This window comes from Micromonospora sp. WMMD712 (genome assembly GCF_029581295.1).
Lineage (GTDB): Bacteria > Actinomycetota > Actinomycetes > Mycobacteriales > Micromonosporaceae > Micromonospora > Micromonospora carbonacea.
In genome coordinates this window covers 1,796,002-1,821,438 of record NZ_CP120743.1, presented here as the reverse complement: position 1 = coordinate 1,821,438, position 25,437 = coordinate 1,796,002, and the positions used below count along the sequence as shown (strand labels likewise).

The following is a 25,437-nucleotide window of genomic DNA, read 5'->3' as shown; positions in this document are numbered from 1 at the left end:
CACCCCGTGAAGACGTTCGAGGAGTTGTTCGCCGAGCTGCAGGCCAAGGCCGCTGCCGGCACCCCCGGCTCGGGCACGGTGGCCGCGCTGGAGAAGGGGGTGCACTTCATCGGCAAGAAGGTCGTCGAGGAGGCGGCCGAGTCGTGGATGGCGGCCGAGCACGAGGGCCCGGAGCGGGCGGCCGAGGAGATCTCCCAGCTGCTCTACCAGGCGCAGGTGCTGATGCTGGCCACCGGGCTGGAGCTGAAGGACGTCTACCGACATCTGTGAGTGCGCCGTCCGCTGATCATCTCCACCGATCGAGGGAGCACTCCGTCATGCTGCGTGTCGCCGTACCCAACAAGGGCGCCCTGGCCGAGAAGGCCGCCGAGATGCTGCGCGAGGCGGGCTACCGCCAGCGCGCCGACCCCAAGGACCTGGTCTGCCCGGACGAGGCCAACGACATCGAGTTCTTCTACCTGCGGCCGAAGGACATCGCCACCTACGTCGGCTCGGGTGACCTCGACGTCGGCATCACCGGCCGGGACCTGCTGATCGACTCCGGCGCGCCCGCCGAGGAGGTGGTCGACCTGGCCTTCGGCCGGGCCACCTTCCGCTTCGCCGCCCGTCCGCAGGACGTCACGGGCGTCCAGGAGCTGGGCGGGCGGCGGATCGCCACCGCGTACCCGGGGCTCGTCGAGCGGTACCTCGCCGAACTCGGCATCAAGGCCGACGTGATCCGGCTCGACGGCGCGGTGGAGAACGCCATCCGGCTCGGCGTCGCCGACGTCGTCGCCGACGTGGTGGAGACCGGCGCGACGCTGCGCCAGGCCGGGCTGGTCGTCTTCGGCGACCCGCTGCTGCGCTCCTCGGCGGTGCTGGTGCGCCGGGTCGACGCCCCCGAGCACCCGCAGGCCGCGCAGCTGCTGCGCCGGCTGCACGGGGTGCTGGTCGCCCGCCGCTACGTGATGCTCGCCTACGACGTGCCGGCCGGGCTGCTGGACCGGGCCAGCTCGCTGACCCCCGGCATCGAGTCGCCGACCGTCTCGCCCCTGCACCGCGAGGGCTGGGTGGCGGTGCAGGCGATGGTGCAGCGCGACGACGTGCACCGGATCATGGACGAGCTGTACGAGCTGGGCGCCCGCGCCATCCTGGTCACCAACATCCACGCCTGTCGGCTGTGAGGCCGCTGCCGCCGGCCGCCGCCCTCGCCACCGTGGTGCTGGGCGGAGTGGCGTCGGCGGCGCAGGCGGCGGGCAACGCGGTGCTGGGGGAGCGGGCCGGCGACCCGATCCTCGGCGCGCTGGCGAACAACCTCGGTGGCTGCCTGGTGGTCCTCGTCGGCCTGCTGGGCCTGCCGTCGACCCGGGCCGGGCTGGACGCGCTGCGCCGGGCCCGGCTGCCGTGGTGGTCGTACCTGGGCGGGCTCGGCGGGGCGGCGATCGTCACCGTCGCCACGTACGTCGTGCCGGTGCTCGGGATCGCGGTCTTCACCATCGCCCAGGTGGCCGGGGGCAGCCTCGGCGGGCTCGCGGCGGACCGGGCGGGGCTGGCCCCGCTCGGCCGGCTGCGGCTGACCGGGCCCCGGGTGGCCGGCGCGCTGCTCGGCGTCCTCGCCGTGGCCCTGGCCCAGCTCGGCCGGCCGGTCGGCGGGGTCGCGGTCGGCGGGGTCCTGATCGCCGTCGCGGGCGGGGCGGGGGTGGCGGTGCAGTCGGCCCTCAACGGGCGGGTGTCGGCGGCGGGCACCACGACCGCCGCGATCGCGGTCAACTTCGCCGTCGGCACCCCCGTCGTCGTGCTGGTGGCCGCGCTGGTCGGGGCCCTCACCGGCCCGACGCCGACCTGGCCGCACGACTGGTTCCTCTACCTCGGCGGCCTGTACGGCGTCGGCATCGTGCTCGCCCTGATGCTGGGCGTGCGCGCCGTGGGGGTGCTGCGCACCGGGCTGGCCCTGGTCGCCGGTCAGCTCGGCGGCGCCCTGCTGCTGGACGTCGTGCTGCCCGGCGGGGCCGGGCTGCGCTGGCCGGTGCTGGCCGGCGCGCTGCTGACCCTGCTGGCCGTGGTGGTCGCCGGCCGGGGTCCCGCGGCCCGGCGGGCCGGCGACACGACGGGACCACGCACCGGGGCCGAACCGGTGGGTGGCAGACTGGGCGGGTGAGCGAAACCGCACCGGTGACCCTGCGTCCCCGCCGCATCCGGCTGGTCTGCTGGGCGTCGGCCGCCACGCTGCTTGTCGTGTTCAGCCTGGTGGCCACGTCGCTGACCGGCCCCACCGGCAACGGCTACGGCACCTTCCAGCGTGGCGACCAGCTCGCCATGATCGGCCTGGGCGTCCTCGGGGCGCTCGGCCTGCTGCTGTTGACCCGGCCCCGCGTCGAGGCCGACGCGCTGGGCGTGCGGGTGCGCAACGTGTTCGGCTCCTACGCGCTGCCCTGGGAGGTCGTGCGGGGGGTGCGCTTCGACCGGGGCGCGCCGTGGGCGAGCCTGGAGCTGCACGACGACGACCTGGTGCCGATGGTGGCCCTCCAGGCGGCCGACAAGGAGCTGGCGGTCGAGGGCGTGCGCGCCCTGCGCGCCCTGCACCGGGCCCACCTCGCGGCGCTGGCCGGCGGCGCGGCCGGGCGCTGACCCGCCGCGCCGGGTCCGGTGCCGTGCCCGCCGGCACCGCGCTGCTGCGCACCCTCGCGTGTCCGGTTTGGGGGCCGGGCCGGCGAGGGTGTAGTGTTGCTGAGTCGACCAGACTGCCCCCGTGTCCCACGTGCGGGTGGTCCTGAAGCGGAGCGCCTGCTCCCACCCGAGTCGCCCCAGTCGGTGGCCGGGTCCCGGTCACCGGTTCCGGGCACGTCCCGGTCCCGGATGCGCGATCCTGTGATCGTGCCGACCGGTCGAGCGGGCCCTGGCATGCGCCGGGGCCTTCTGCTTTCCGGGTCGGCCCCCACCACGGGGGCCGCGGGAGTCGGCCACCGCAGAGCATTCGACTCGAGGAGGCCCCATCAGCGTCGAACCACGCGTGAACGAGCAGATCCGGGCACGTGAGGTCCGACTGGTCGGTCCCGAGGGTGAGCAGGTGGGCATCGTCCCACTGGAGCGCGCCCTTCAGCTGGCCGCGGACGTCGACCTGGACCTGGTCGAGGTTGCGCCGATGGCGCGCCCGCCGGTGTGCAAGCTCATGGACTTCGGCAAGTTCAAGTACGAGAGCGCACTCAAGGCGCGCGAAGCGCGGCGTAACCAGCAGCAGACCGTCATCAAGGAGATGAAGCTCCGGCCGAAGATCGACCCGCACGACTACGAGACCAAGAAGGGTCACGTGGTGCGGTTCCTCAAGGCCGGCGACAAGGTCAAGGTAACGATCATGTTCCGCGGTCGGGAGCAGAGCCGCCCGGAGCTGGGTTACCGGCTCCTGCGTCGCCTCGAGTCCGAGATCACGGAGCTGGGCTACGTGGAGGCCGCCCCCAAGCAGGACGGCCGAAACATGATCATGGTTCTCGCTCCGCACCGGGCCGTCAAGGCTTCCGCGGTCGCCGCCACGGCGTCCCGCGGCGCCGGCCGGGAGCGGCCCGCGGAGGAGTCCGCGGCCCCGGCGGCCAGCGGGACCCCGGCGGCCGGCGAGACCGCAGCAGCCGGTGAGACCGGCGTGACCGCCGACACCAGCGGTCAGTAACAGGGGAGAGACGTTCCACATGCCGAAGATGAAGAGCCACACGGGTATGGGCAAGCGGGTCAAGCTGACCGGCAAGGGCAAGGTCGTTGCCCAGCAGGCCGGGCTGCGCCACAACCTGGAGAAGAAGCCCTCCACCCAGACCCGTCGGCTGACCGGCACGGTCGAGCTGGCCAAGGCCGACACCAAGCGCATCAAGAAGCTGCTCGGCCGCTGACGCGCGCCACCTGAACCGAAGAAGGAGTTGAGATGGCACGCGTCAAGCGGGCTGTGAACGCCCAGAAGAAGCGTCGTACCCTGCTGGAGACCGCGAGCGGCTACCGCGGTCAGCGCTCCCGCCTCTACCGCAAGGCCAAGGAGCAGGTGCTGCACTCGATGCAGTACGCCTACCGGGACCGTCGCGACCGCAAGGGCGACTTCCGGCAGCTGTGGATCACCCGGATCAACGCGGGCGCCCGCGCCAACGGGATGACCTACAACCGGCTGATCCAGGGCCTGCGCCTGGCCGGCGTCGAGGTCGACCGCAAGATCCTCGCCGACCTGGCCGTCAACGACGCGGCGGCCTTCGCCGCGATCGTCGAGGTCGCCCGCGCCGCCGTGGCGGCCGAGGGCACCGGTGGCGCGGCGGCCCAGGCCGCCTGATCCGCCAGCACCCGACCGAGGCGCCCGCCGTGTCGTCACCGACGCACGGCGGGCGCCTCGGTCGCGCTGCGGAGCCGCACACCATGCCCTTCACCCCGCGTACGCCCCGGGTCGTCGCCGCCCGCCGGCTGCACCGCCGCCGCGACCGCGACGCCACCGGCCGGTTCCTCGCCGAGGGCCCGCAGGCCGTCCGGGAGGCCCTGGCCCGCCCCGGCACGGTCGCCGAGCTGTTCGGCACCCCGGCCGCCCTCGACCGGCACGCCGACCTGGCCGCCCGCGCCGCCGCCGCCGACGTGCCGGTCTCCGACGTCACCGACGACGCCCTCGCCGCGCTCGCCGAGACCGTCGCCCCGCAGGGCCTCGTCGCCGTCTGCCGGCACCTCGACGTGCCGCTGTCCGAGGCCCTCGCCGCCGGTCCGCGCCTCGTGGCGGTGCTCGCCGAGATCCGCGACCCGGGCAACGCCGGCACGGTGCTGCGCACCGCCGACGCCGCCGGGGCCGGCGCGGTCGTCTTCGCCGGCGACGCCGTCGACCCGTACAACGGCAAGTGCGTGCGGGCCTCCGCCGGCAGCCTCTTCCACGTCGACGTGGTCCGGGCCGGCGACCCCCTCGCGGTCGTCGCCGCGTTGCGCGCCGCCGGGCTGGCGGTCCTCGCCACCACGGGGTACGGCGACCGCGACCTCGACGACCTCGCCGACGCCGGCGCCCTCGCGACGCCGACCGCCTGGCTGTTCGGCTCGGAGGCGCACGGGCTGCCCGACGGGCTGACCGCCGTCGCCGACGCCCGGGTCCGGGTGCCCCTGCACGGGCGCGCCGAGAGCCTCAACCTGGCTGCGGCCGCCGCCGTGTGCCTGTACGCTTCAGCCAGAGCACTGCGCCGCCGCCCCTGACGGGTGCGGCGCGGCTATCCAGCAGGGAGTCGCCCGAGATGATGAACGCGCCACGGCGTTCGTTTAGCCAGCCCGCCGGTGTCGGCGGGCGGCGGGCCTGACCCTTCCCCTGCGCGAACTCCCCACCGGCGGGCTGCGGCGAAGCCGCGCGTCCGTAGACTCGCCTCGCCGCCCGCGTAGGGCCGGCGCCGCCGTGAGGAGTGCCCGTACGCCATGACCTACCGCAACGATCCGTACGACCCGAAGCAGGTCGCCCTGCTCGACCCGGACGCCCTGGCCGGTGCCGTGGCCGACGCCGAGCAGGCGTTCGCCGCCGCCGCCGACCCGGACGCGCTGACCGCGCTGCGCCCCGCGCACCTCGGCGACCGGTCCCCGGTCGCCCTGGCCCGCCGGGAGATCGGCGCGCTGCCGCCGGCCGCGAAGGCCGACGCCGGCAAGCGGGTCAACGAGGCCCGCCGCGCGATCGAGGCCGCCTACGCCGCCCGCGCCGAGATCCTCGACCGCGAGCAGGCGCAGCGGGTGCTGGCCACCGAGCGGGTCGACGTCACCCTGCCCTACGACCGCCGGCCGCGCGGGGCCCGGCACCCGCTGAGCACCCTGATGGAGCAGATCAGCGACCTGTTCGTCGGGATGGGCTACGAGGTGGCCGAGGGGCCCGAGGTCGAGCTGGAGTGGACCAACTTCGACGCCCTCAACATCCCCGCCGACCACCCGGCGCGGGGCCTGATGGACACCTTCCACATCGCCCCGCCCGCCGGCGCGGACAGCTCCGGGCTGGTGCTGCGCACCCACACCTCCCCGGTGCAGGCGCGCACCATGCTGGCCCGCAAGCCGCCGATCTACGTGGTCGTGCCCGGCCGGGTCTACCGCACCGACGAGCTCGACGCCACCCACGCGCCCGTCTTCCACCAGGTCGAGGGCCTGGTGGTCGACAAGGGCATCACCATGGCCCACCTGCGCGGCACCCTCGACCACTTCGCCCGCGCCATGTTCGGCGAGGGCGCGAAGACCCGCTGGCGGCCGCACTACTTCCCGTTCACCGAGCCGTCGGCCGAGTTCGACGTGTGGTTCCCCGAGCACCGCGACGGGCCGCGCTGGGTCGAGTGGGGCGGCTGCGGCATGGTCAACCCCCGGGTGCTGCGCGCCTGCGGGATCGACCCGGAGGTCTACTCCGGATTCGCGTTCGGCATGGGCATCGACCGCACCGTGATGTTCCGCCACGGGGTCAGCGACATGCGGGACATGGCCGAGGGCGACGTGCGGTTCACCCGCGCGTTCGGGGCCGGGGCGTAGACGGTGCGGGCACGAGACAACGAGACGGTGGTCTGAGAGTCATGCGAGTTTCTGTCAGCTGGCTGCGGGAGTACCTCGACCTCCCCGCCGACCTGCCCGCCGCCGACCTGGAGCAGGCGCTGGTCGACCTCGGCATCGAGGTCGAGTCCATCGTGGACCTGCGGTCGACGGTCACCGGCGCGCTGGTCGTCGGCGAGGTCCTCGACATCGAGGAACTGACCGGCTTCAAGAAGCCGATCCGGTTCTGCCGGGTCGACGTGGGCGCCGCCAACGGCACCGGCGAGCCGCAGGAGATCGTCTGCGGGGCGCGCAACTTCGCCCCCGGCGACCGGGTCGTGGTGATCCTCCCCGGCGGCGTGCTGCCCGGCGGCTTCGCCATCGGCGCGCGCAAGACGTACGGCCGCAACTCCCACGGCATGATCTGCTCCGCGAAGGAGCTGAGCCTGGGCGACGACCACTCGGGCATCATCGTGCTGCCCGAGGACACCCCCGCCAAGCCCGGCGACGACGCCCGCCCGGTCGTCGGCCTCGACGACGTGGTCGTCGAGGTGGAGATCACCCCCGACCGGGGGTACGCGCTCAGCGTCCGGGGCATCGCCCGGGAGCTGGCCCACGCCCTCGGCGTGCCGTTCCGCGACCCGGGGCTGGCCCCCGCCCCCGGCGCGACGGCCGAGCCGGCGTACCCGGTCCAGGTCCGCGACACCGTCGGCTGCGACCGGTTCGCCGCCCGGATGGTGCGCGGCGTCGACCCGACCGCGCAGACCCCCGGCTGGATGCGGCAGCGGCTCACCGTCGCCGGGGTGCGCAGCATCTCGCTGCCGGTCGACATCACCAACTACGTGATGCTCGAACTGGGCCAGCCGATGCACGCCTTCGACGCCGACCGGATCACCGGCCCGCTCGTGGTGCGCCGCGCCGCGGCGGGGGAGAAGGTCACCACCCTGGACGGGGTGGCCCGCACCCTCACCGACGAGGACATGGTGATCTGCGACGACACCGGCCCCGTCTCGCTCGCCGCCGTGATGGGCGGCGAGACCAGCGAGGTCGTCGCCTCCACCACCGACGTGCTCTTCGAGGCCGCCCACTGGGACCCGGTGATGGTGGGCCGCACCGCCCGCCGGCACAAGCTGTTCAGCGAGGCGGCGAAGCGCTGGGAGCGGGGCGTCGACCCCGCCCTGCCGCTGGTCGCCATCGAGCGGGCCGTCGGGCTGCTCACCGCCCACGCGGGCGGCGTCGCCGGGGCCGAGATCCTCGACCTCGACCACGTCCGGCCGCCCGCCCCGGTCGCCCTGCCGGTGGACCTGCCGGGCCGGCGGGTCGGCGTCGCCTACTCCCCGGAGCGGGTGGTCTCCCTGCTGGAGCAGGTCGGCTGCCACGTCACCCGGGGCGTCGACCGGCTCGGCGAGGACCCGGGCAGCGCCGGCGTGCCGGCCGGCGGCGCGGACGTGCTCACCGTCGTCCCGCCGAGCTGGCGGCCCGACCTCACCGACCCGGCCGACCTGGTCGAGGAGGTGGTCCGCCTCGACGGGTACGACCGGGTGCCGTCGGTGCTGCCCACCGCGCCCCCCGGGCGGGGCCTGACCTGGCAGCAGCGCCGCCGCCGGGCGGTGGCCCGCTCGCTGGCCGAACGCGGGTACGTGGAGGTGCTGGCCCACCCGTTCGTCGCCGGGTCGCTGGCCGACCTGCTCGGCCTGCCCGCCGACGACCCGCGCCGGGCGGCGGTGCGGGTGGCCAACCCGCTGTCGGAGGAGGAGCCGCTGCTGCGCACCACGCTGCTCGGCCCGCTGCTCGGCATCCTCAGGCGCAACCTCGGCCGGGGCCACCGCGACCTGGCCCTCTACGAGATCGGGGCGGTCTTCCACCCGCGCCCCGGCGTCGGCGCCCCGCCCGCCATGGGCGTGGACCGGCGGCCCACCGACGCCGAGTTCGCCGCGGCCGACGCGGTCGTGCCCGACCAGCCCCGGCACGTCGCCGTGGTGCTGACCGGGGACGTCGACCCGGCCGGCTGGTGGGGCGCGGGCCGCCCGGCCGGCTGGGCCGACGCGATCGAGGCCGGCCGGGCCGTGCTCGCCGCGGCCGACCTGCCCGCCGACCGGGTCGAGGTGCGCGCCGCCGAGCACGCCCCGTGGCACCCCGGCCGCTGCGCCGAGCTGCTCGTCGACGGGGTCGTGGTCGGGCACGCCGGCGAGCTGCACCCGGCGGTGCTGGCCGCGCTGGAGCTGCCGAAGCGCACCAGCGCCATGGAGCTGGACCTCGACGCGCTCCCGGCGGCCCCGGTCGCCCCGGCCCCGGCGATCTCCGGCTTCCCGCCGGCCCTGATCGACGTGGCGCTCGTGGTCGACGAGCGGGTGCCGGCGGCGCAGGTGCAGCAGGCCCTCGTCGAGGGCGCGGGCGAGCTGCTGGAGGGCGTGCGGCTGTTCGACGTCTACGCCTCCGAGCAGCTCGGGGCGGGGCGGCGGTCGCTGGCGTACAAGCTGACGTTCCGCGCCCCCGACCGCACGCTGACCGTCGAGGAGGCGGTGGCGGCCCGCGACGCGGCGGTGGCCCGCGCGGCGGAGCGCTTCGGCGCCACCCTCCGCGGCGCCTGAGGTGTAAGCAGGGGCCCCCTCTTAACGCTTTCTGTATAGGAAGGGGCCCCTGCCAACCGCCGCAGGGCGGTATCGACCAGCCGGGTCGGCCTCGGCCGGTCGGCGTCAGTGTTCCCCGGCGTCCAGTTCGCCGAGGGCGCGCAGCCGGGGCAGGTCGCGGACGGTGATGCGCCGGTAGTCTGTGTCCACCAGGCCGTCGGCCCGCAGCTCACGCAGCGTCTTCTGGACGGACGTCTCGGCCGCCCCGCAGATCGTGGCCAGCTCGGGCTGGGTGAGCCGCACGTCGATGACCACCCCGTCGCGGCTGCGCCGGCCGTGCGTGCGGGACAGCTCGGCGATCACCCGGGCCACCCGGATCTTCACCGCGTACGAGGTGAAGTCGATCCGGCGGCGGTTGGACCAGCGCAGCCGGTCGGACACCATCGCCGCCAGTTCGAGGGCGGCCTGCGGGTGTGTCCGCAGGAACTGGTTGAACCGGTCCCGGGAGATGACGCTGTAGACGGCGGGCCCGCAGGTGGTGACCGTCGCCGAGCGCGGTTTGTCGTTGAGGGCCGACATCTCGCCCATCAGGTCCCCGCCGACGCGCAGCGACAGCAGCGCGGCCCGCCCGTCGGGCACGCTGGCCGTGACCTTCGTCAGCCCCTCCTCCAGCAGCACCAGGTGCGACTCGCGGACGCCCTCGTGGATCAGGATCTGTCCGGCCGGCACCTGGCGTCGTACGCCCAGACCGAGCAGCGCGGCGCGGGCCGGCGGCTCCAGCCTCCGCAGAAAGGTGCCGTACGGCCATTCGGCCCGGGACGGCTCGTGGTGTCGCATCGGCGGCCTCGCACTCCTTGTCCGACGGAAACCGTCGAAGCGTAGCCGTCCCTGCGCGTAGCGCGAGACCCCCGAGCGGATCAGGGCGACCGCCACGGTCTGGAGGGCCAGCGCCACGAGTGCCTCGACCGGCGACCAGCCGGCGGCCAGCAGGAGTTCGGTCACGTCGTCCGTCATGCGTCCAGCACACCCGCTGCGCCCCGCCCGGATACCGGATCCGAGGGGGAAGACCGGTGGCGGACAGTTTCCGCGAAAGCCGTACTTCTACGGGGTCCCGGCCGGCCGCCGCCGTTTCGATGTTCCGGGCGGCCCGCCTGACGGTGGCGGGCCCGGTGACGAAGGGCGGCATGGCGATGGACCATCATCCCGAGCGGCGACTGCTGATCTCCGTGGACATGGAGAGTTACAGCCGGCGCGGAAACATCCTGCAGTACGAGGCGCAGCAGGCGTTCCACGAACTGCTGCACGCCGCCGCCGGGTCGGTCGGGCTGGACCGGGCGGCCTGGAGCACGCAGGGCGCCGGCGACGGGGAGCTGGCGATCCTGCCGCGCGACGTCTCGGAATCGCGGGTGATCGGCCGGTTCGTGCCCGAGCTGAACCGGCGGCTGCGGGCGTACAACAGCAGCCGGCTGCCGGCGGCGCGGGTGCGGCTGCGGATCGCCGTCCACCAGGGACTCGTGCACCTCGACGGGGCGAACGGCTTTCCCGGCAACGCCGTGGTGTTCGTCAGCCGGCTGTGCGACGCCGACCCCGTCCGGCGGGCGCTGGCGGCGTTCCCCGACGCGGGCGTCGCCCTGGTGGTCTCCAACGACATCTACCGCGACGTGGTGCTGGAGTACCCGGAGGAGATGCGGCCCGATCGCTTCCGCCAGGTGCGGATCAGCAAGCCCGACAAGGGCTTCGACGAGTTCGCCTGGCTCTGTGTGGTGGACGAGGACCTGTCGACGGCGCCGGCGCTGACCGGGGACGGGGCGGACGATCCCGAGGGTGGGGCCGGAAGCCCGGCGGCCCCGTCGCCGGGGCCGGTCCGCCCCGACTCCGGCCGGGCGCACCCGGCCGGCGGCATCAGCGTCGGTGACGTCCGGGTGCACGGGCAGAACGCGATCGGCCCCGGGGCCACGGCGATCGGGTCGATCGGCCGGGACGCGGTCCTCGGCCGGGGCGGGGGCGACCGGTGAACGGGGCACCGCCGTGGTCCGTGCCCGGCCAGACCGGGCACGACGCCGGTTCGGGCGGTTCCTCGGCGGATCCCGAGGGGGTTCCGGGTGAGCTGCCCGACGGCGCGCCGCCTCCGGATCCCGACGGGGGGCCGGCGGGCCCCGGCGGCGGCCCGGACGCCCCGGGGCGGGCAGAGCCGGCAGAGCCGACGGAACCCGCGATGCGGGCCGCCGACGGTGAGCCCGACGACGTGTCGGCCGACGAGCCGGAGGAGACGCCGGACCCCGGGGAGATCCTCGCCAGGCTCGCCTCCCTGCTCGGGCCCTCGTCCACGATCGGCGTCGGCGACGTGTGGGTGCGGGGCCAGAACGCCACCGGACCCGGTTCGACGGCCATCGGCACGCTGAACATCACGACGGCCCGGACGGAGGGCGACGGCCGGACCTGGGCCGAGACCCTCACCGGGACGTGGGTGCGGCAGCTGGCCGACGGGTACGCCCCCGCGCCGAGCGACCCGCAGCTCGACCGTCATCTCAAGCAGCGTCACCTGGTCTGCCTGTCGGGGGCGGCCGCCACCGGTCGGCACGCCGCCGCATGCCTGTCCTCGGCCCGCCGGCACGGGTTCGACCGGGTGGTGGTGCTGCACGCGGAGCAGCCGGGCGACCTCCTGCTGCCCGAGGCCCCGTGGCGCGACGGGCACGGTCACGTGTGGCGGCTCACCGAGGCGGCCGTCCGGGACCTGGACGGGATGGCCCTGGTGGGGCTGGCCGCCCGGGCCGGGACGAGAGGAGCCACTCTGGTGCTGGTCGGCGACTTCGACCAGCGCGACCAGGAGTTGGCCGGTCACCTGGTGGAGCACCGGCCCGCCGCTCCCGTCGACGTGTTCCGGGCCCAGCTGCGCCGTCAGCTCAGGGGCCGCTGCGTCGGCTGGTGCGCCCCCGGCTGCGTCGGCGACTGCGTCGACGGCTACGTCGAGGACGACTGCGTCGCCAACCCCCTGCTGGCGGCCCACCTGGCCGGTGGTCCCCGGCCCGGTGAGGTGGTCCGCCTGGCGGAGCTGCTGGCCCGCACCGCGCCGCGGGGCGCGGCACTCACCGACTGGCTGGAGCGCCTGCTTCCCCGTCAGCTCCGGGACCGGGCGGCCCGCGTCCTCGCCGCCGCCGACGGCGGCGACACGCCCACCTGGGGCGTCGACCGGCGGCGCGCGTTCCGGCTGGCCTGCGCGGTCCTGGCCGGTCAGCCGGTGGCCGAGATCCACGCTGCGGCCGGGGCGCTGGCCGCACCGGGCCTGGCCGGTGTCGGGCCGGGGCCGGCGCCGGACGCGGGCGGCGGCGCGGCACCGGGGTTCCCGTTCGCCGGTGCTCCGCCCGCCCCACCATCCACCGGCGGGGCGGGAGCGCTCGACGTGCTGCTCGGCCCGGTCCTGCGGGAGGCGGTGCTGGTGGTCGACGACGACCGGGTGCCGGGTGGGCGGCGTATCGAGTTCGCCCGGGGACACGACCCGCTGCGGCGCAGCCTGCTGGAGGCCGCCTGGGCGGACTGGTGGCTGCCGGAGCAGCTGCTGGGCTGGCTGGCCCACCTCGTGCGGGAGGGCACCCCGGGCGTTCGGCAGGCCGCCGCCGGTGCGGTCGGCTGGTCCGCCGCGCACGGGGTGCACGCCGCGCTGCACACGGTGGACCAGCTCGCCCGTGAGCGTCGCGCCGGGGTCCGGCAGGCCGCCGCCATCGCGCTGGTCGGCATGGCCATGCAGCCGGAGCTGCGCCAACGCGTGCGCGGCGAGCTGGACCGCTGGGCGGCCGGCGGGGCGGCGCACCTGCGCGACACCGTCGCGCGGGCCTACGCGCTGGGCCTGGCCCGGCTCTGGCCGGAGACCGCCCTGGTGCAGCTGCGCCGGGTGGCCGAGGCGCGCCTGCAGCGGCGGAACAACTCGGTGGTACGCGGTCTGGTGGAGGTGTACGTCGGCGGCCACGCGGCCAGCGTGTTGCCGGCGCTGGCGGAGTGGGCCGTCGCCGAGGACGAGCCGGAGGTGCGGCTGCACGCCGGGCGGGCGTTGCGGGTGCTCGCCGACCGGTGGGCCCCCGCCCCCCGGGAACGCTGGCCGGAGCTGCTCGACCTGGTGCGCGGGGGCGTGGTGCGGATGTCGGACCTGGCGACCTGCTGGGCGACGGCGCTCAGCCTGCCGGGGACCGCGTACCGCGCGTGGCGGACGCTCGGCTTCTGGCTCAGCCGGGCCGAGGGGCACCCCGAGGTGTCCGACCTCTGCCTGCAACTGATCGACCTGGTCGTGGCGGGGCGCGAGCCCCTGCGCCACCGGCTGGACCACCAGCTCCGGCACGTCTGGGGCCCCCTGATGCGCGACAACACCCTGCTGCGCGACGTACGCCACCTGATCGATGAGGACCCCGCATGAGCACTCGGTACTTTCCTGACCCGCCAGCGCGTCGGAGCTGGTGGCAGGTCCTGCTGTCGCTGTTCGGGCCGGCGCCCGTGAGCCCGCCGCCCGCGCCGCCCCTGCCGCCGTTGCCACCACCGACGCCCCCGCAGGTGGCCACCTACCGCCTGGACGCGCCGCAGCCGATCCTGGTGCCGGCCCGGGGAGACGCGTTCGACTTCCGCCTGTTCGCCGTCTACAGCTGGCGCGCGCAGCACATGAGCCCCGGGGCGTTGCGCCAACGCGCGGAGAGCTGTCTCGCCTGGGCCGACGGGATCGTCCGGGAGCGGGCCGTCGACCTGGCCCGGGCGCACGAGCCGCATCGTTCGCACGAGCTGGAGCGTGCCCTGAACAACCTGCTGCTGGGTCAGCGCTGGCCCCGGGACGAGAGCCTTCCGCACTTCACCGTGCAGGTGCGGGTGAGCCCGGACGAGCGGGTGCGGGAGCGGCTGCGCCCGTACTGGGAGGAGCGGATCAGGTTGGAGTGCGACCACGAGTTGCAGCAGATGCGGGCCCGCCAGACCGACGAGCTGACCCGCCGGTGGTGCCAGGTGCTGCAGGCGCTGGAGGACGATCCGGTCACCGCGCACGCCGCCCGCCTGGCGGGGGAGCAGTTCGCCGAGGTCTTCCGCCGCTACGTCACCGAACGCCGGGAGGCGGTGCCGGAGCTGCTGGGCCTGCTGCGGGAGGCCGTGCGCGGGCACAACGACCTCGGCCTGGGCCCGTCGGAGTACACCGAGGCGTGGGACGCCGCGCTGCGTACGTACCAGCGGCAGCACGGCATCGCGCAGCGGGCCAACTGACCGGTTCCCCTCCCGGCGCTCCCCCGCCGGGAGGGGAACCCCGACCGTGTCACCGGTCACCTCCTCATGCCCATGCAGCGGGAGGTATGACCTTGCGGCCCGGCGTGACATGCCGGTAACCTTCTCTGCATAGTCATGCGGAGGTTAGAATGGGTATCCGAGTTGCGGTCGCCGGGGCGAGCGGCTACGCCGGGGGCGAGCTGCTGCGCCTGATCGCCGGCCACCCCGAGTTCGACCTGGTCACCGCCACCGCGCACAGCCAGGCCGGTGCGCCGGTCACCGCCGTACACCCGCAGCTCGCCGGGCTGGACCTGGTGTTCGCGGCGACCGAACCGGCGGCCCTGGCCGACGCGGACCTGGTCTTCCTGGCCCTGCCGCACGGCGAGTCGGCGGCCCTGGCCGCCGCCCTGCCGGAGTCGGTCCGGGTGGTCGACCTGGGCGCGGACCACCGGCTGCGCGACGCCGCCGCCTGGTCACGGTACTACGGCGGCGACCACGCGGGGGCCTGGGTCTACGGCCTGCCCGAGCTGCCCGGCCAGCGCGCGCGCATCGCCGCCGCGACCCGGGTGGCCAACACCGGCTGCTACGCGGTGGCCGTCACGCTCGCGCTCGCCCCGCTGGTCGCCGCCGGCGCGGTGGCCCCCGCCGACGTGGTCGTGGTCGCCGCCTCCGGCACCTCCGGCGCGGGCCGGGCCGCCAAGGCGCACCTGCTCGGCAGCGAGGTGATGGGCGACCTGTCGCCGTACAAGGTCGGCGCGCACCAGCACGTGCCGGAGATCAAGCAGGCCACCGGCGCGACCAGCCTGTCGCTCACCCCCGTGCTCGCGCCGATGCCGCGCGGCATCCTCGCCACCGTCACCGCCGTGCCGGCCGGCGACGCCGACCCCCGGGCGGTCCTCGCGCAGGCGTACGCGGACTCGGCGTTCGTGCACGTGCTGCCCGAGGGGAGGTGGCCGCACACCGCCGCCACCCTCGGCGCCAACTCCTGCCACCTCCAGGCCACCGTCGACGTCGACTCCGGCCGGGTGATCGTGGTCAGCGCCATCGACAACCTCGGCAAGGGCGCCGCCGGCCAGGCCGTGCAGTGCGCCAACCTGATGCTCGGGCTCCCCGAGACCACGGGCCTGTCCACCTACGGAGTAACCCCATGACCGTCACCACACCCCGGGGGTTCCGGGCGGCCGGCGTGGCCGCCGGCCTCAAGAGCGGCGGCGCCGCCGACGTCGCCCTCGTCGTCAACGACGGCCCCGACGCCGGGATCGCCGGCGTCTTCACCGCCAACCGGGTCAAGGCCGCCCCCGTGCTCTGGACCCGGCAGGTCGTCCGGGGCGGGGTGGCCCGGGCGGTGATCCTCAACTCCGGCGGCGCGAACGCCTGCACCGGCCCGGCCGGTTTCCAGGACACCCACACCACCGCCGAGCACACCGCCGCCGCGCTCACCTCGGCCAGCTCCCGGCTGCGGCTCGGGGCCGGCGACGTGGCGGTCTGCTCCACCGGCCTGATCGGCGAGCGGCTGCCGATGGACAAGCTGCTGCCCGGCGTACGCGCGGCGATCCGCGCCCTGTCCCGCGACGGCGGCGCGGCGGCGGCCGAGGCGATCATGACCACCGACACCCGGCCGAAGACCACCGTGGCGGCCGGCAGCGGCTGGACCGTCGGCGGGATGGCCAAGGGCGCCGGGATGCTGGCCCCGGCCATGGCGACCATGCTGTGCGTGCTCACCACCGACGCCGTGGCCGGGCCGGCGGCGCTCGACGCCGCGCTGCGCGCCGCCTGCCGGGTCACCTTCGACCGGGTCGACTCCGACGGCTGCATGTCCACCAACGACACGGTGCTGCTGCTGGCCAGCGGCGCGTCCGGCGTCGAGCCCACCGAGGCCGAGCTGACGGCGGCGGTCACCGCCGCCTGTCACGACCTGGCCCAGCAGTTGATCGCCGACGCGGAGGGCGCGACCAAGCAGATCGCCATCGAGGTCGTCGGCGCGGCCGACGAGGACGACGCGGTCGAGGTGGGCCGCTCGGTGGCCCGCAACAACCTGGTCAAGACGGCGCTGTTCGGCAACGACCCGAACTGGGGCCGCATCCTCGCCGCCGTCGGCACCACCGCCGCCGCGTTCGAGCCGGACGCCCTCGACGTCGCCGTCAACGGCGTCTGGGTGTGCCGCTCCGGCGCCGCCGCCGAGGACCGGTCCAAGGTGGACCTCACCGGCCGCGACGTCGCCATCCGCATCGACCTGCACGCCGGGGACGCCCAGGCCACCGTGTGGACCAACGACCTGTCCCACGCGTACGTGCACGAGAACTCGGCGTACTCGACGTGAGCGCCGTCGACGACCTCGCCCGGGCCCAGGCCAGGGCCGAGACGCTGATCGAGGCGCTGCCCTGGCTGGCCCGCCTGTCCGGGGCCACCCTCGTGGTCAAGTACGGCGGCAACGCCATGATCGACCCCGAGCTCCAGCGGGCCTTCGCCGCCGACATGGTCTTCCTGCGCTACGTCGGCATCAAGCCGGTCGTCGTGCACGGCGGCGGCCCGCAGATCTCGGCCATGCTCGGCCGGCTCGGCATCGACAGCGAGTTCCGCGGCGGCCTGCGCGTCACCACCCCCGAGGCGATGGACGTCGTCCGGATGGTGCTGGTCGGCCAGGTCGGCCGGGAACTGGTCGGGCTGATCAACGCGCACGGCCCGTTCGCCGTCGGCCTCTCCGGCGAGGACGCCGGCCTGTTCACCGCCGTGCGCCGCCCCGCGTACGTGGACGGGGAGCCCGTCGACGTCGGGCAGGTCGGCGACGTCGAGTCGGTGAACACGTCGGCGGTGACCGACCTGATCGCGGCCGGCCGGATCCCGGTGATCTCGACCGTCGCGCCGGACGCCGACGGGGTGCTGCACAACCTCAACGCCGACACGGCCGCCGCCGCCCTGGCGATCGCCCTCGGGGCCCGCAAGCTGGTCGTCCTGACCGACGTGCCGGGCCTCTACGCCAACTGGCCGGACACCGACAGCCTGGTCAGCGAGATCACCGCCGACGAACTGGCGGAGCTGCTGCCGTCCCTGCAGTCGGGGATGGTCCCCAAGATGGAGGCGTGCCTGCGGGCGGTGCGCGGCGGGGTGCCCGCCGCGCACGTCGTCGACGGCCGGGTCGCCCACTCCACACTGCTTGAGGTCTTCACCTCGGAAGGATTCGGCACCATGGTGATCCCGTCGTGAGCACGCTGGTGGAGCGCTGGCAGCAGTCGCTGATGGACAACTACGGCACGCCGCCGCTGGCGCTGGTCTCCGGCTCCGGCGCCGTCGTGGTCGACGACGCCGGCCGCGAGTACGTCGACCTGCTCGGCGGCATCGCCGTCAACGCCCTCGGCCACGCCCACCCGGCCGTGGTGGCCGCCGTCTCCAGGCAGGTCGCCACCCTCGGGCACGTGTCCAACCTGTTCGTCGCCGAGCCGCCGGTGGCGCTCGCCGAGCTGCTGCTGGCCCTCGCCGGCCGCCCCGGCCGGGTGTTGTTCGCCAACTCCGGCGCGGAGGCCAACGAGGCCGCGTTCAAGCTGTCCCGGCTCGCCGGCCGCTCGCACGTGGTCGCCACGGTCGGCGGCTTCCACGGACGCACCATGGGCGCGCTCGCGCTCACCGGGCAGCCCGCCAAGGCCGACCCGTTCCGCCCGCTGCCCGGCGACGTCACCCACGTCCCGTACGGCGACGCGGCCGCCCTCGCCGACGCGGTGACCGACGCGACGGCCATGGTCATCCTGGAGCCGGTGCAGGGCGAGAACGGCGTCGTCGTACCGCCCCCCGGCTACCTGGCCGAGGCCCGGCGGATCACCGCCCGGCACGGCGCGCTGCTGGTGCTCGACGAGGTGCAGACCGGCGTCGGCCGCACCGGGCACTGGTTCGCCCACCAGGCCGAGGGCGTCGAACCCGACATCGTCACCCTCGCCAAGGGCCTCGGCGGCGGCCTGCCGATCAGCGCCTGCCTGGCCTTCGGCCCCGCCGCCGACCTGCTGCGCCCCGGCTCCCACGGCACCACCTTCGGCGGCAACCCGGTGAGCTGCGCGGCCGCCCTCGCGGTGGTGTCCACCATCGCCAGCGAAGGGCTGCTCGACCACGTCAAGCGGGTCGGCGAGCGGCTGCGCCGGGGCGTCGAGGCACTCGGCCACCCCCTCGTCGCGCAGGTGCGCGGCGCGGGCCTGCTGCTCGGCATCGTGCTCACGGCCGACGCCGCCGGCCCGGTCGCGGCGGCCCTGCGCGACGCCGGGTTCCTGGTCAACCCGGTGCAGCCGGGCGTGATCCGGCTCGCCCCGCCGCTGATCCTCACCGTCGAGCAGGCCGACGCGTTCCTGGCCGCCCTCCCCGCCGCCCTCGACACCGCCACCCCGGAGGCCACCCCATGATCCGCCACCTGCTGCGCGACGACGACCTCTCGCCCGCCGAGCAGGCCACCGTGCTCGACCTCGCCGCCCGGATGAAGGCCGAACGGTTCGCCCACCGGCCGCTGGCCGGGCCGAGGTCGGTGGCGGTGCTGTTCGACAAGCAGAGCCTGCGCACCCGGATCTCCTTCGACGCCGGCATCGCCGAGCTGGGCGGCCACCCCCTCGTGGTGGACACCCAGGTCACCCACTTCGGCCGGGGCGAGACCCTCGCCGACGCCGGCCGGGTGCTGTCCCGCTACGTGGCGGCGATCGTGCTGCGCACCCACGGCGACGACCGGATCGCCGAGGTCGCCGCCGGGGCCAGCGTCCCGGTGATCAACGCGCTCACCGACGGCTTCCACCCCTGCCAGCTCCTCGCCGACCTGCTCACCGTCCGCGAGCGGTGCGGCGGCACCCACGGCCGGACCCTGGCGTACGTGGGGGACGCGGCGAACAACATGGCCCAGTCGTACCTGCTGGCCGGGGCGACCGCCGGCATGCACGTGCGGATCGCCGGCCCCGACGGGTTCGACCCCGACCCCGACGTGGTGGCCCGCGCGGAGAAGATCGCCGCCGGCACGGGCGGGTCGGTGCGCGTGCTGCGCGACCCCGTCGCCGCCGTCCGCGACGCCGACGTGCTGGCCACCGACACGTGGACCTCGATGGGGCAGGAGGACGACGGGCTGGACCGGATCACCCCGTTCCTGCCGTACCAGGTCAACGCGGAGCTGCTCGCGCACGCCGCGCCGGGCGCGATCGTGCTGCACTGCCTGCCGGCGCACCGGGGCGAGGAGATCACCGACGAGGTGCTCGACGGCCCGGCCAGCGCCGTGTTCGACCAGGCGGAGAACCGGCTGCACGCGCAGAAGGCCGTGCTGACCTACCTGCTGGAGCAGTCGGCGTGACCGCCCCGTTGACCCGCGCCGCCCGGCACGCCCGCATCGTCGAGCTGATCCGCGACAAGGCGGTCCGCTCGCAGACCGAGCTGGCCGACCTGCTCGCCGGCGACGGCGTCGCCGTCACCCAGGCCACCCTGTCGCGGGACCTCAAGGAACTCGGCGCGGTCACCGCCCGCGGCGGCGACGGCCGCCCCGTGTACGTCATCCCGGAGGACGGCCACCGGCCCCTGCGCGACGCCGAGGCCGCCCCGGCACGGCTGATCCGGCTGCTGCGGGAGCTGCTCAACGAGGTCGACTCCAGCGGCAACATCGCCGTGCTGCGCACCCCGCCGGGCGCGGCCCACTACCTGGCCAGCGCGTTGGACCGGGCGGGCCTGCCCGAGGTCGTCGGCACCATCGCCGGCGACGACACCATCCTCGTGGTGGCCCGCGAGGGCGTCGGCGGGGCCGCGCTGGGCGAGAAGCTCGCCGCGTGGTCCCGCCGCGAGGAGAGCGCGGAAGGGAACACCACACCATGACCGAGCGGGACGCCCGGTGGGGAGGCTGCTGACCGTGGCAACGACAATGGGCGGCGTGGACGACAAGAGCCTCACCGAGAACAGCGCCGCGACCAACCGTACGAGCCTGTGGGGTGGCCGCTTCGCCGGCGGCCCCTCCGAGGCGCTGGCCCGGCTGTCCGTCAGCGTGCAGTTCGACTGGCGCCTCGCCCCGTACGACATCGCCGGGTCCCGCGCGCACGCCCGGGTCCTCGCGGGCGCGGGCCTGCTCGACCCGGAGGAGCTGGGCAGGATGCTGGCGGCCCTGGACGACCTGGAGGCCGCCTGCGCCTCCGGCGCGTTCCGGCCCACCGTCGACGACGAGGACGTGCACACCGCCCTGGAGCGAGGGCTGCTGGAGCGCCTCGGCAGCCTCGGCGGCAAGCTGCGCGCCGGCCGGTCCCGCAACGACCAGGTCGCCACCGACCTGCGCCTCTACCTGCGCGACCACGCCCGGGGTGTGGCGGCCCGCCTCGTCGAGCTGGCCGAGGCCCTGGTCGAGCAGGCCGCCCGGCACGTCGACACGGCCGCGCCGGGGATGACCCACCTCCAGCACGCCCAGCCGGTCACCTTCGGGCACTGGCTGCTGGCCCACGTGCAGCCGCTGCTGCGCGACCTGGAGCGGATGCGCGACTGGGACCACCGCACGGCGGTCAGCCCGCTCGGCGCGGGCGCGCTCGCCGGCTCCGGCCTGCCGCTGGACCCGGTGGCCGTCTCCAAGGAGCTGGGCTTCCGCACGTCCTTCGCCAACTCGATGGACGCCGTCGCCGACCGCGACTTCGTCGCCGAGTTCCTCTTCGTCACCGCGCTGATCGGGGTGCACCTGTCCCGCCTCGGCGAGGAGGTGGTGCTGTGGACGTCGCAGGAGTTCGGCTGGGTCGAGCTGGACGACGCGTTCGCCACCGGGTCGTCGATCATGCCGCAGAAGAAGAACGCCGACATCGCCGAGCTGGCCCGGGGCAAGTCCGGCCGGCTCGTCGGCGGGCTGATGGCCGTGCTCACCATGCTCAAGGGCCTGCCCATGACCTACGACCGGGACATGCAGGAGGACAAGGAGCCGGCCTTCGACGCGGTCGACACCCTGGAGCTGCTGCTGCCGGCCCTCGCGGGGATGATCTCCACGATGACGGTACGCGTCGACCGCCTCGCCGCCGCCGCCCCCGTCGGCTTCTCCCTGGCCACCGAGGTCGCCGACTGGCTGGTCCGGCGCAACGTGCCGTTCCGCGACGCGCACGAGATCACCGGCAGGCTGGTGGCGCTCTGCGCCGTCCGCGAGTGCGCCCTCGACGAGGTCTCCGACGCCGACCTGGCGGCGGTCAGCGAGCACCTCGACCCGTCGGTGCGCGACGTGCTGTCGGTGCGGTCGGCCCTGGCCGCCCGGACCACCCCCGGCTCCACCGGCCCGGGGCCGGTCGCCGACCAGCTCGCCATCGCCGCCGACAAGCTGGCGGGCTGGCGGGAGTGGGCCGCCGAGACCGTCGTGCCCCGCTGACCTCCCCGTCACCCCGAAGGCCCTCCGGCACGCTGCCGGAGGGCCTTCAGGCTTCTCCCCACCGCCCCCTGGCCCCCCGCACCCCACCCCACACCCCTGCTGCCCACCCCGCCCCACCCCGCCCCACCCCGCCCCGCCCCGCCCCACCCCGCGGCGATCTTGCACTTTGGGCCCGGGTAAAAGGGGTGAAACGCCCGTCCGTGGGGCCGTAAGTGCAAGATCGCCGCGCGGTGGGGGATGGGCCGGGGTGCGGCGGGGCGGGTGTCCGGGGGAGCGCGCTCGGTTAGGGGAAGAGTGGCGTCGGCGCGATGCTGATGCCACTCTTCGCGGGACTGGGCACGATCTTGGGCGCCAGCCTTGGGCCCTTCGTGCGGAGACGTGCCCGTGGCGGTGGCCGAGGCAGTGTCCCCGCTGGCCCAGTCGTCGGGATCAGGCGGTCGGGGGCATCGGGCGCTCGCGGCGCGGCAGCTTCGCCGCCACCGCCTCGTAGGAGGTGTCCACCGCCTCGCGCAGCTCGTCGTCGTCGATCGCCCCGGCCAGCCGCAGGCTGTTCCAGCCGAACCGGCCGACGTGCGAGGACGCGACCGCGTCGCCGGGGAACCGGTGCAGCCACTCGTCGGCCAGTTCCCGGGTCGGGGCGCACTTGAGGCCCACCCGGTCGTCGGACTCCGGGCCGAGGAAGGCGAAGATCTTGTTCCCGACCTTGACCACCACCTCGGCGTCCCACGGCTGGTCGAGCCACGCCCCGGGCTTGCCCAGGCAGTACGCCATCAGCTCCGCGCGGTCCATCACGCCTCCCCGTTGTCGTGGTCGCCGGTGTGCGGTTCGGAGCTGATCCGGCCGCTGAGTCGTTCGTGGCGCTGCCGGGCGGCCTGTGCCGAGCCGAGTCCCAGCCCGTGCCCGATCGCCTGCCAGGTGAGCCCCCGGTCGCGGGCGAGCCGCAGCAGGCCGGCCTCCAGCGCGTCCACCTCGGCGCGCAGGTGCGGCACGAGGGTGAGCGCGGCGACCAGGTCGGCCTGGTCGACCGGCTCCTCGCCGTCGGCCAGCTCCGCGCCACCGGCGGCGAGTGCGGTCACCAGGGCCACCGCCTCGTACGGGTCCAGCACGTGCGGGTGCGCGTAGCGGCGGCGGCGGGCGTCGTCGGCCGCGTGCCGCCCGGCGATCCGGGTCAACGCGGCGTGGGTGCGGTGCGCCCGCGCCCGCCCCGGATCGGGCGCGGCGAACGGTTCCTGCTGCTCGGCGGTCATGCCCCGATCTCAGCACCATAAACGATCCGTTGTCAACGGTTTGTTTATGGATGGCGCGGTGACCGACTTCAGGTCGGGTGGCATGGGGGTCCGGCTCGGGGAAGCCCCCGCGTCGCCGACCTGGCGACGCCCATCCCCGCCCGTCCGTCGCGGGCGTGCCTTACTCATGTCCGGCCCGGCCGGGCGCCCATCTGCGGCGTGCAGGTCAGGTCAGGGCGTACGGCCAAGACCCCGTCGGCTGCTGCGGGGCACGTGCCGACGGTAGGCGCTGACGGTCGGGTCGTCGGCGATCCAGAATCGCCAGGCCAGATCGTGCGCAGCGGTTACACCGACCCGGGGGCCAGCCAGGACGCGTTCGTCCGGGACCGGCTCGGCCGGAGGATGCAGGGTCAGCGGGCCGGTGCCGTCGACGACCGACGTCCCGTAGGCGGTCAGCTGCACGTCGAGCGCCGCGACGAAGCGGGCCGGCCCCGAGGCGAGGTCGACGTCGCGCCTGGTCGCCGGCCGTCGGGAGCGGGCCAGGTCGACGCCGTGCACGACCTGCCCGGCCCGCAGGAGAACCGCCGCGGGCTCACCGGCCGGTCCGCAGGTCACGTTCGCGCAGGTGTGCAGCCCGTAGATGCGGTAGAGATAGAGGTGGCCCGCTGCGCCGAACATGGCGGCGTTACGCGCGGTGCGGCCGCGGTGGGCGTGGCTGGCGGGGTCCTGCCCCAAGCCCAGATACGCCTCGGTCTCGGTGATCCGGATGGTGACGCCGTTGGCGACGGCCAGCCAGCCGAGGAGGGTGCGTGCCGTCTCGGCGACGGCAGCCGCGGGCGCACCGAGCCAGGCGTAGGTCATGCTCCCAGGAAAGCAGACGCCGGGATCACCTGGTTTGCCGGCATCGAGCCCCGGCGAGCCCACGTGACGCGGTGGCACATCCGGGCGGGGCTGCGCGTCCGGGGTGACGAGGGCGGGTGGCCCCGCGCAGGGATCTCGCGGAGGGGTCTCGCGTGCTTCAGCGGGCCAGGCGGTCCAGCAGCTCGCCGAGCAGTCCGCGTTCGCCGGGGGTGAGGTCGCCCGGGTCGTCGTCGGCCAGCGCGCGCAGCGTCAGGGCCGCGCTTGCGCGGGTGGTGGGGGTGTCGGCGGACGGTGTGTGCAGGACGCCGGCCAGCGCGGCCTCGCGGACGCGTCCGGACAGCCCGAAGTCCGGCTCCGGCTGGCTGATCAGGGTGAGTGTGACGCCGACGTTGGCGGCGAGCACCTGTTCGGCGGCGTCGTCCGCCGGCACCCTGAGCATGCCCCGGGCGGCGGCGGCGGTGAGTCGCTCCCGCAACGCGGCGTGTGCGGGAGCGGTGATGGCGCAGGGTTTGCCCGGCTCGACGCGGCCGTAGAGCAGTCCGTAGAACGACGGGTGCTCCAGCCCGAACCGCACGTGCCTGTCCCAGCCCTCGCGCAGGTCGTCCAGCGGGTCGCCGGAGCTCTCGACCGCCGTGTACTGGGTGAATCCGTGGTTCGCCACGGCGTCGATCAGGCCCTGCTTGCTGCCGAAGTGGTGGTACAGCGTCGGGGCCTGCACCCCGGCGCGGTCGCACACCGCCCGCGTGGACACGGTGCCGCCAGCCTGCAGCAGTTCCGCTGCGGCGAGCAGGAGTCGATCTCGTGCGTTGGGCATGGTTGCTATAGTAGCTTACATAGCGCTACATTGCTCTCTATAGCGAGAGGAGAAGTCCATGAGGACTTGGTTCATCACGGGCGGGACGCCCGGAGGGTTCGGCCTGGCCTACGCCGAGGCCGCGCTGGCCCGGGGCGATCAGGTCGCGGTGACCGCCCGCCGGCCGTCTGAACTGCAGGAATGGGCCGAGCAGCACGGCGACCGGGTGCAGGTTCTCCCGCTCGACGTCACCGACCCCGCGCAGGTACGAGCGGCGGTCGACGCGGCCGAGGAGCGGTTCGGCGGGATCGACGTGCTCGTCAACAACGCGGGCCGGGGCTGGTTCGGCTCGGTCGAGGGATCCCCGGACGAGACGATCCGCTGCACCTTCGACCTCAACCTGTTCGGCGTGGTCGACGTGGTCCGCGCGGTCCTACCCGGCATGCGGGCGCGCGGCGACGGCTGGATCGTGAACATGTCGTCGGTGGCGGGCCTCGTCGGCGCGCAGGGCTTCGGCTACTACTCAGCGGCGAAGTTCGCGCTCGAAGGGCTGTCGGAGACACTGCGCCAGGAAGTGGAGCCGTTCGGGGTGCGCGTGCTCGTCGTGGAGCCGGGAGCGTTCCGCACCAAGGCGTACGCCGGCTTCCAGAGCGAGCCCGTCGACGAGACCGTCGACGCCTACGTGCCGATGGTCGAGGGCGTCAAGGCGGCGTTCGTGGACCAGGACGGCAAGCAGGCGGGCGACCCTGAACGCGGGGTGCAGGCCGTGATCACCGCGATGGACGCAGCCGTTCCGCCACACCGGCTCGTGCTCGGCAACTCCGGCTACGACGTCGTCGTCGCGATGCACGAGAACGCACTCGCCGAGTTGCGCGCGAACGAGAAGCTCTCCCGCAGCGCGGACTTCTGAGCCCGTCGCCAGACGTTGCCGTCTGCCACGCGGCGTCGCCGCCCGCGTCGTCACCGTGCTGC

26 protein-coding genes are annotated in these 25,437 nt (G+C 75.0%); 21 read left to right on the top strand and 5 right to left on the bottom strand.

Annotation, left to right across the window (positions count from 1 at the left end; genetic code table 11):
• Positions 1-6: 6 nt before the first annotated feature.
• The 10 genes from O7633_RS07510 (at position 7) to pheT (ending at position 9,050) form a co-directional block, all read left to right on the top strand.
• A complete protein-coding gene (locus tag O7633_RS07510; RefSeq protein WP_036375234.1) occupies positions 7-270 on the top strand; it encodes a phosphoribosyl-ATP diphosphatase in 264 nt (87 codons plus the stop codon).
• 47 nt (positions 271-317) lie between these two features.
• Positions 318-1,163 (top strand): ATP phosphoribosyltransferase, encoded by an 846-nt coding sequence (hisG, locus tag O7633_RS07505; protein ID WP_074478626.1) that lies wholly within the window; start codon positions 318-320, stop codon positions 1,161-1,163.
• Positions 1,160-2,137, top strand: a complete 978-nt coding sequence (locus O7633_RS07500) for a DMT family transporter (RefSeq protein WP_178065545.1) — start codon at positions 1,160-1,162, stop codon at positions 2,135-2,137. The genes hisG and O7633_RS07500 overlap by 4 nt, the downstream gene beginning before the upstream one ends.
• Positions 2,134-2,607 carry a PH domain-containing protein gene (locus O7633_RS07495; protein WP_282326999.1) on the top strand — a complete coding sequence of 158 codons (474 nt, stop codon included), beginning with the start codon at positions 2,134-2,136 and terminating at the stop codon, positions 2,605-2,607. The genes O7633_RS07500 and O7633_RS07495 overlap by 4 nt, the downstream gene beginning before the upstream one ends.
• Positions 2,608-2,989: 382 nt before the next feature.
• Positions 2,990-3,640, top strand: coding sequence for a translation initiation factor IF-3 (gene infC / locus O7633_RS07490; protein WP_178065543.1), 651 nt, complete (start codon positions 2,990-2,992; stop codon positions 3,638-3,640).
• Positions 3,641-3,659: 19 nt separating this feature from the next.
• Positions 3,660-3,854: a 50S ribosomal protein L35 gene (gene rpmI, locus O7633_RS07485; RefSeq protein WP_074478619.1), complete on the top strand. Its 195-nt coding sequence runs from the start codon at positions 3,660-3,662 to the stop codon at positions 3,852-3,854.
• A 32-nt stretch (positions 3,855-3,886) separates the two neighbouring features.
• Positions 3,887-4,279: a 50S ribosomal protein L20 gene (rplT, locus tag O7633_RS07480; RefSeq protein ID WP_007075852.1), complete on the top strand. Its 393-nt coding sequence runs from the start codon at positions 3,887-3,889 to the stop codon at positions 4,277-4,279.
• Positions 4,280-4,362: 83 nt separating this feature from the next.
• Complete coding sequence (locus O7633_RS07475) at positions 4,363-5,169, top strand: RNA methyltransferase (RefSeq protein WP_282326998.1); 807 nt, start codon at positions 4,363-4,365, stop codon at positions 5,167-5,169.
• A 213-nt stretch (positions 5,170-5,382) separates the two neighbouring features.
• Positions 5,383-6,462: a phenylalanine--tRNA ligase subunit alpha gene (gene pheS, locus O7633_RS07470; RefSeq protein WP_178065541.1), complete on the top strand. Its 1,080-nt coding sequence runs from the start codon at positions 5,383-5,385 to the stop codon at positions 6,460-6,462.
• A 41-nt stretch (positions 6,463-6,503) separates the two neighbouring features.
• Positions 6,504-9,050, top strand: coding sequence for a phenylalanine--tRNA ligase subunit beta (pheT, locus tag O7633_RS07465; protein ID WP_282326997.1), 2,547 nt, complete (start codon positions 6,504-6,506; stop codon positions 9,048-9,050).
• 105 nt (positions 9,051-9,155) lie between these two features.
• Here the strand turns inward: pheT and O7633_RS07460 are convergent, their stop codons facing one another.
• Positions 9,156-10,043 carry a Crp/Fnr family transcriptional regulator gene (locus O7633_RS07460; RefSeq protein WP_282326996.1) on the bottom strand — a complete coding sequence of 296 codons (888 nt, stop codon included), beginning with the start codon at positions 10,041-10,043 and terminating at the stop codon, positions 9,156-9,158.
• A gap of 170 nt (positions 10,044-10,213) precedes the next feature.
• Here O7633_RS07460 and O7633_RS07455 point away from each other — a divergent pair, with 170 nt between their 5' ends.
• From O7633_RS07455 to argH, 10 genes are all read left to right on the top strand, one after another.
• The gene (locus O7633_RS07455; protein ID WP_282326994.1) at positions 10,214-11,044 is read left to right on the top strand and encodes a hypothetical protein; all 831 of its coding nucleotides are present in this window, start codon (positions 10,214-10,216) and stop codon (positions 11,042-11,044) included.
• Positions 11,045-11,244: 200 nt separating this feature from the next.
• Positions 11,245-13,434, top strand: coding sequence for a hypothetical protein (locus O7633_RS07450; protein WP_282326992.1), 2,190 nt, complete (start codon positions 11,245-11,247; stop codon positions 13,432-13,434).
• Positions 13,431-14,258 carry a hypothetical protein gene (locus tag O7633_RS07445; protein ID WP_282326989.1) on the top strand — a complete coding sequence of 276 codons (828 nt, stop codon included), beginning with the start codon at positions 13,431-13,433 and terminating at the stop codon, positions 14,256-14,258. Before O7633_RS07450 ends, O7633_RS07445 begins: the two co-directional genes overlap by 4 nt.
• A gap of 149 nt (positions 14,259-14,407) precedes the next feature.
• Positions 14,408-15,409: an N-acetyl-gamma-glutamyl-phosphate reductase gene (gene argC, locus O7633_RS07440; RefSeq protein WP_278127594.1), complete on the top strand. Its 1,002-nt coding sequence runs from the start codon at positions 14,408-14,410 to the stop codon at positions 15,407-15,409.
• Positions 15,406-16,578 carry a bifunctional glutamate N-acetyltransferase/amino-acid acetyltransferase ArgJ gene (argJ, locus tag O7633_RS07435; protein ID WP_282326988.1) on the top strand — a complete coding sequence of 391 codons (1,173 nt, stop codon included), beginning with the start codon at positions 15,406-15,408 and terminating at the stop codon, positions 16,576-16,578. Before argC ends, argJ begins: the two co-directional genes overlap by 4 nt.
• A complete protein-coding gene (gene argB, locus O7633_RS07430) occupies positions 16,575-17,462 on the top strand; it encodes an acetylglutamate kinase (protein ID WP_077936869.1) in 888 nt (295 codons plus the stop codon). Before argJ ends, argB begins: the two co-directional genes overlap by 4 nt.
• Complete coding sequence (locus tag O7633_RS07425) at positions 17,459-18,640, top strand: acetylornithine transaminase (RefSeq protein WP_282326985.1); 1,182 nt, start codon at positions 17,459-17,461, stop codon at positions 18,638-18,640. The genes argB and O7633_RS07425 overlap by 4 nt, the downstream gene beginning before the upstream one ends.
• Positions 18,637-19,563 carry an ornithine carbamoyltransferase gene (argF, locus tag O7633_RS07420; protein ID WP_282326984.1) on the top strand — a complete coding sequence of 309 codons (927 nt, stop codon included), beginning with the start codon at positions 18,637-18,639 and terminating at the stop codon, positions 19,561-19,563. The genes O7633_RS07425 and argF overlap by 4 nt, the downstream gene beginning before the upstream one ends.
• Positions 19,560-20,075: an arginine repressor gene (locus O7633_RS07415; protein WP_282326982.1), complete on the top strand. Its 516-nt coding sequence runs from the start codon at positions 19,560-19,562 to the stop codon at positions 20,073-20,075. The genes argF and O7633_RS07415 overlap by 4 nt, the downstream gene beginning before the upstream one ends.
• A 46-nt stretch (positions 20,076-20,121) precedes the next feature.
• Complete coding sequence (gene argH / locus O7633_RS07410; RefSeq protein ID WP_282328486.1) at positions 20,122-21,585, top strand: argininosuccinate lyase; 1,464 nt, start codon at positions 20,122-20,124, stop codon at positions 21,583-21,585.
• A gap of 429 nt (positions 21,586-22,014) precedes the next feature.
• On the opposite strand, the gene O7633_RS07405 is transcribed toward argH, so the two are convergent.
• The 4 genes from O7633_RS07405 to O7633_RS07390 all read right to left on the bottom strand — a co-directional run bounded on the left by O7633_RS07405 (position 22,015) and on the right by O7633_RS07390 (position 24,486).
• Positions 22,015-22,374, bottom strand: a complete 360-nt coding sequence (locus tag O7633_RS07405; protein WP_282326980.1) for an MmcQ/YjbR family DNA-binding protein — start codon at positions 22,372-22,374, stop codon at positions 22,015-22,017.
• Entirely contained in the window at positions 22,374-22,832 is a 459-nt protein-coding gene (locus O7633_RS07400) for a DNA-binding protein (RefSeq protein WP_282326978.1), read from the bottom strand. The genes O7633_RS07405 and O7633_RS07400 overlap by 1 nt, the downstream gene beginning before the upstream one ends.
• Before the next feature lie 210 nt (positions 22,833-23,042).
• Positions 23,043-23,672, bottom strand: coding sequence for a DNA-3-methyladenine glycosylase (locus O7633_RS07395; RefSeq protein WP_278127587.1), 630 nt, complete (start codon positions 23,670-23,672; stop codon positions 23,043-23,045).
• 157 nt (positions 23,673-23,829) lie between these two features.
• Entirely contained in the window at positions 23,830-24,486 is a 657-nt protein-coding gene (locus tag O7633_RS07390; protein ID WP_282326975.1) for a TetR/AcrR family transcriptional regulator, read from the bottom strand.
• Between the two features lie 58 nt (positions 24,487-24,544).
• On the opposite strand from O7633_RS07390, the gene O7633_RS07385 reads away from it, so the two are divergent.
• The gene (locus O7633_RS07385; protein WP_282326974.1) at positions 24,545-25,375 is read left to right on the top strand and encodes an SDR family NAD(P)-dependent oxidoreductase; all 831 of its coding nucleotides are present in this window, start codon (positions 24,545-24,547) and stop codon (positions 25,373-25,375) included.
• The last annotated feature ends 62 nt before the right edge of the window (positions 25,376-25,437 follow it).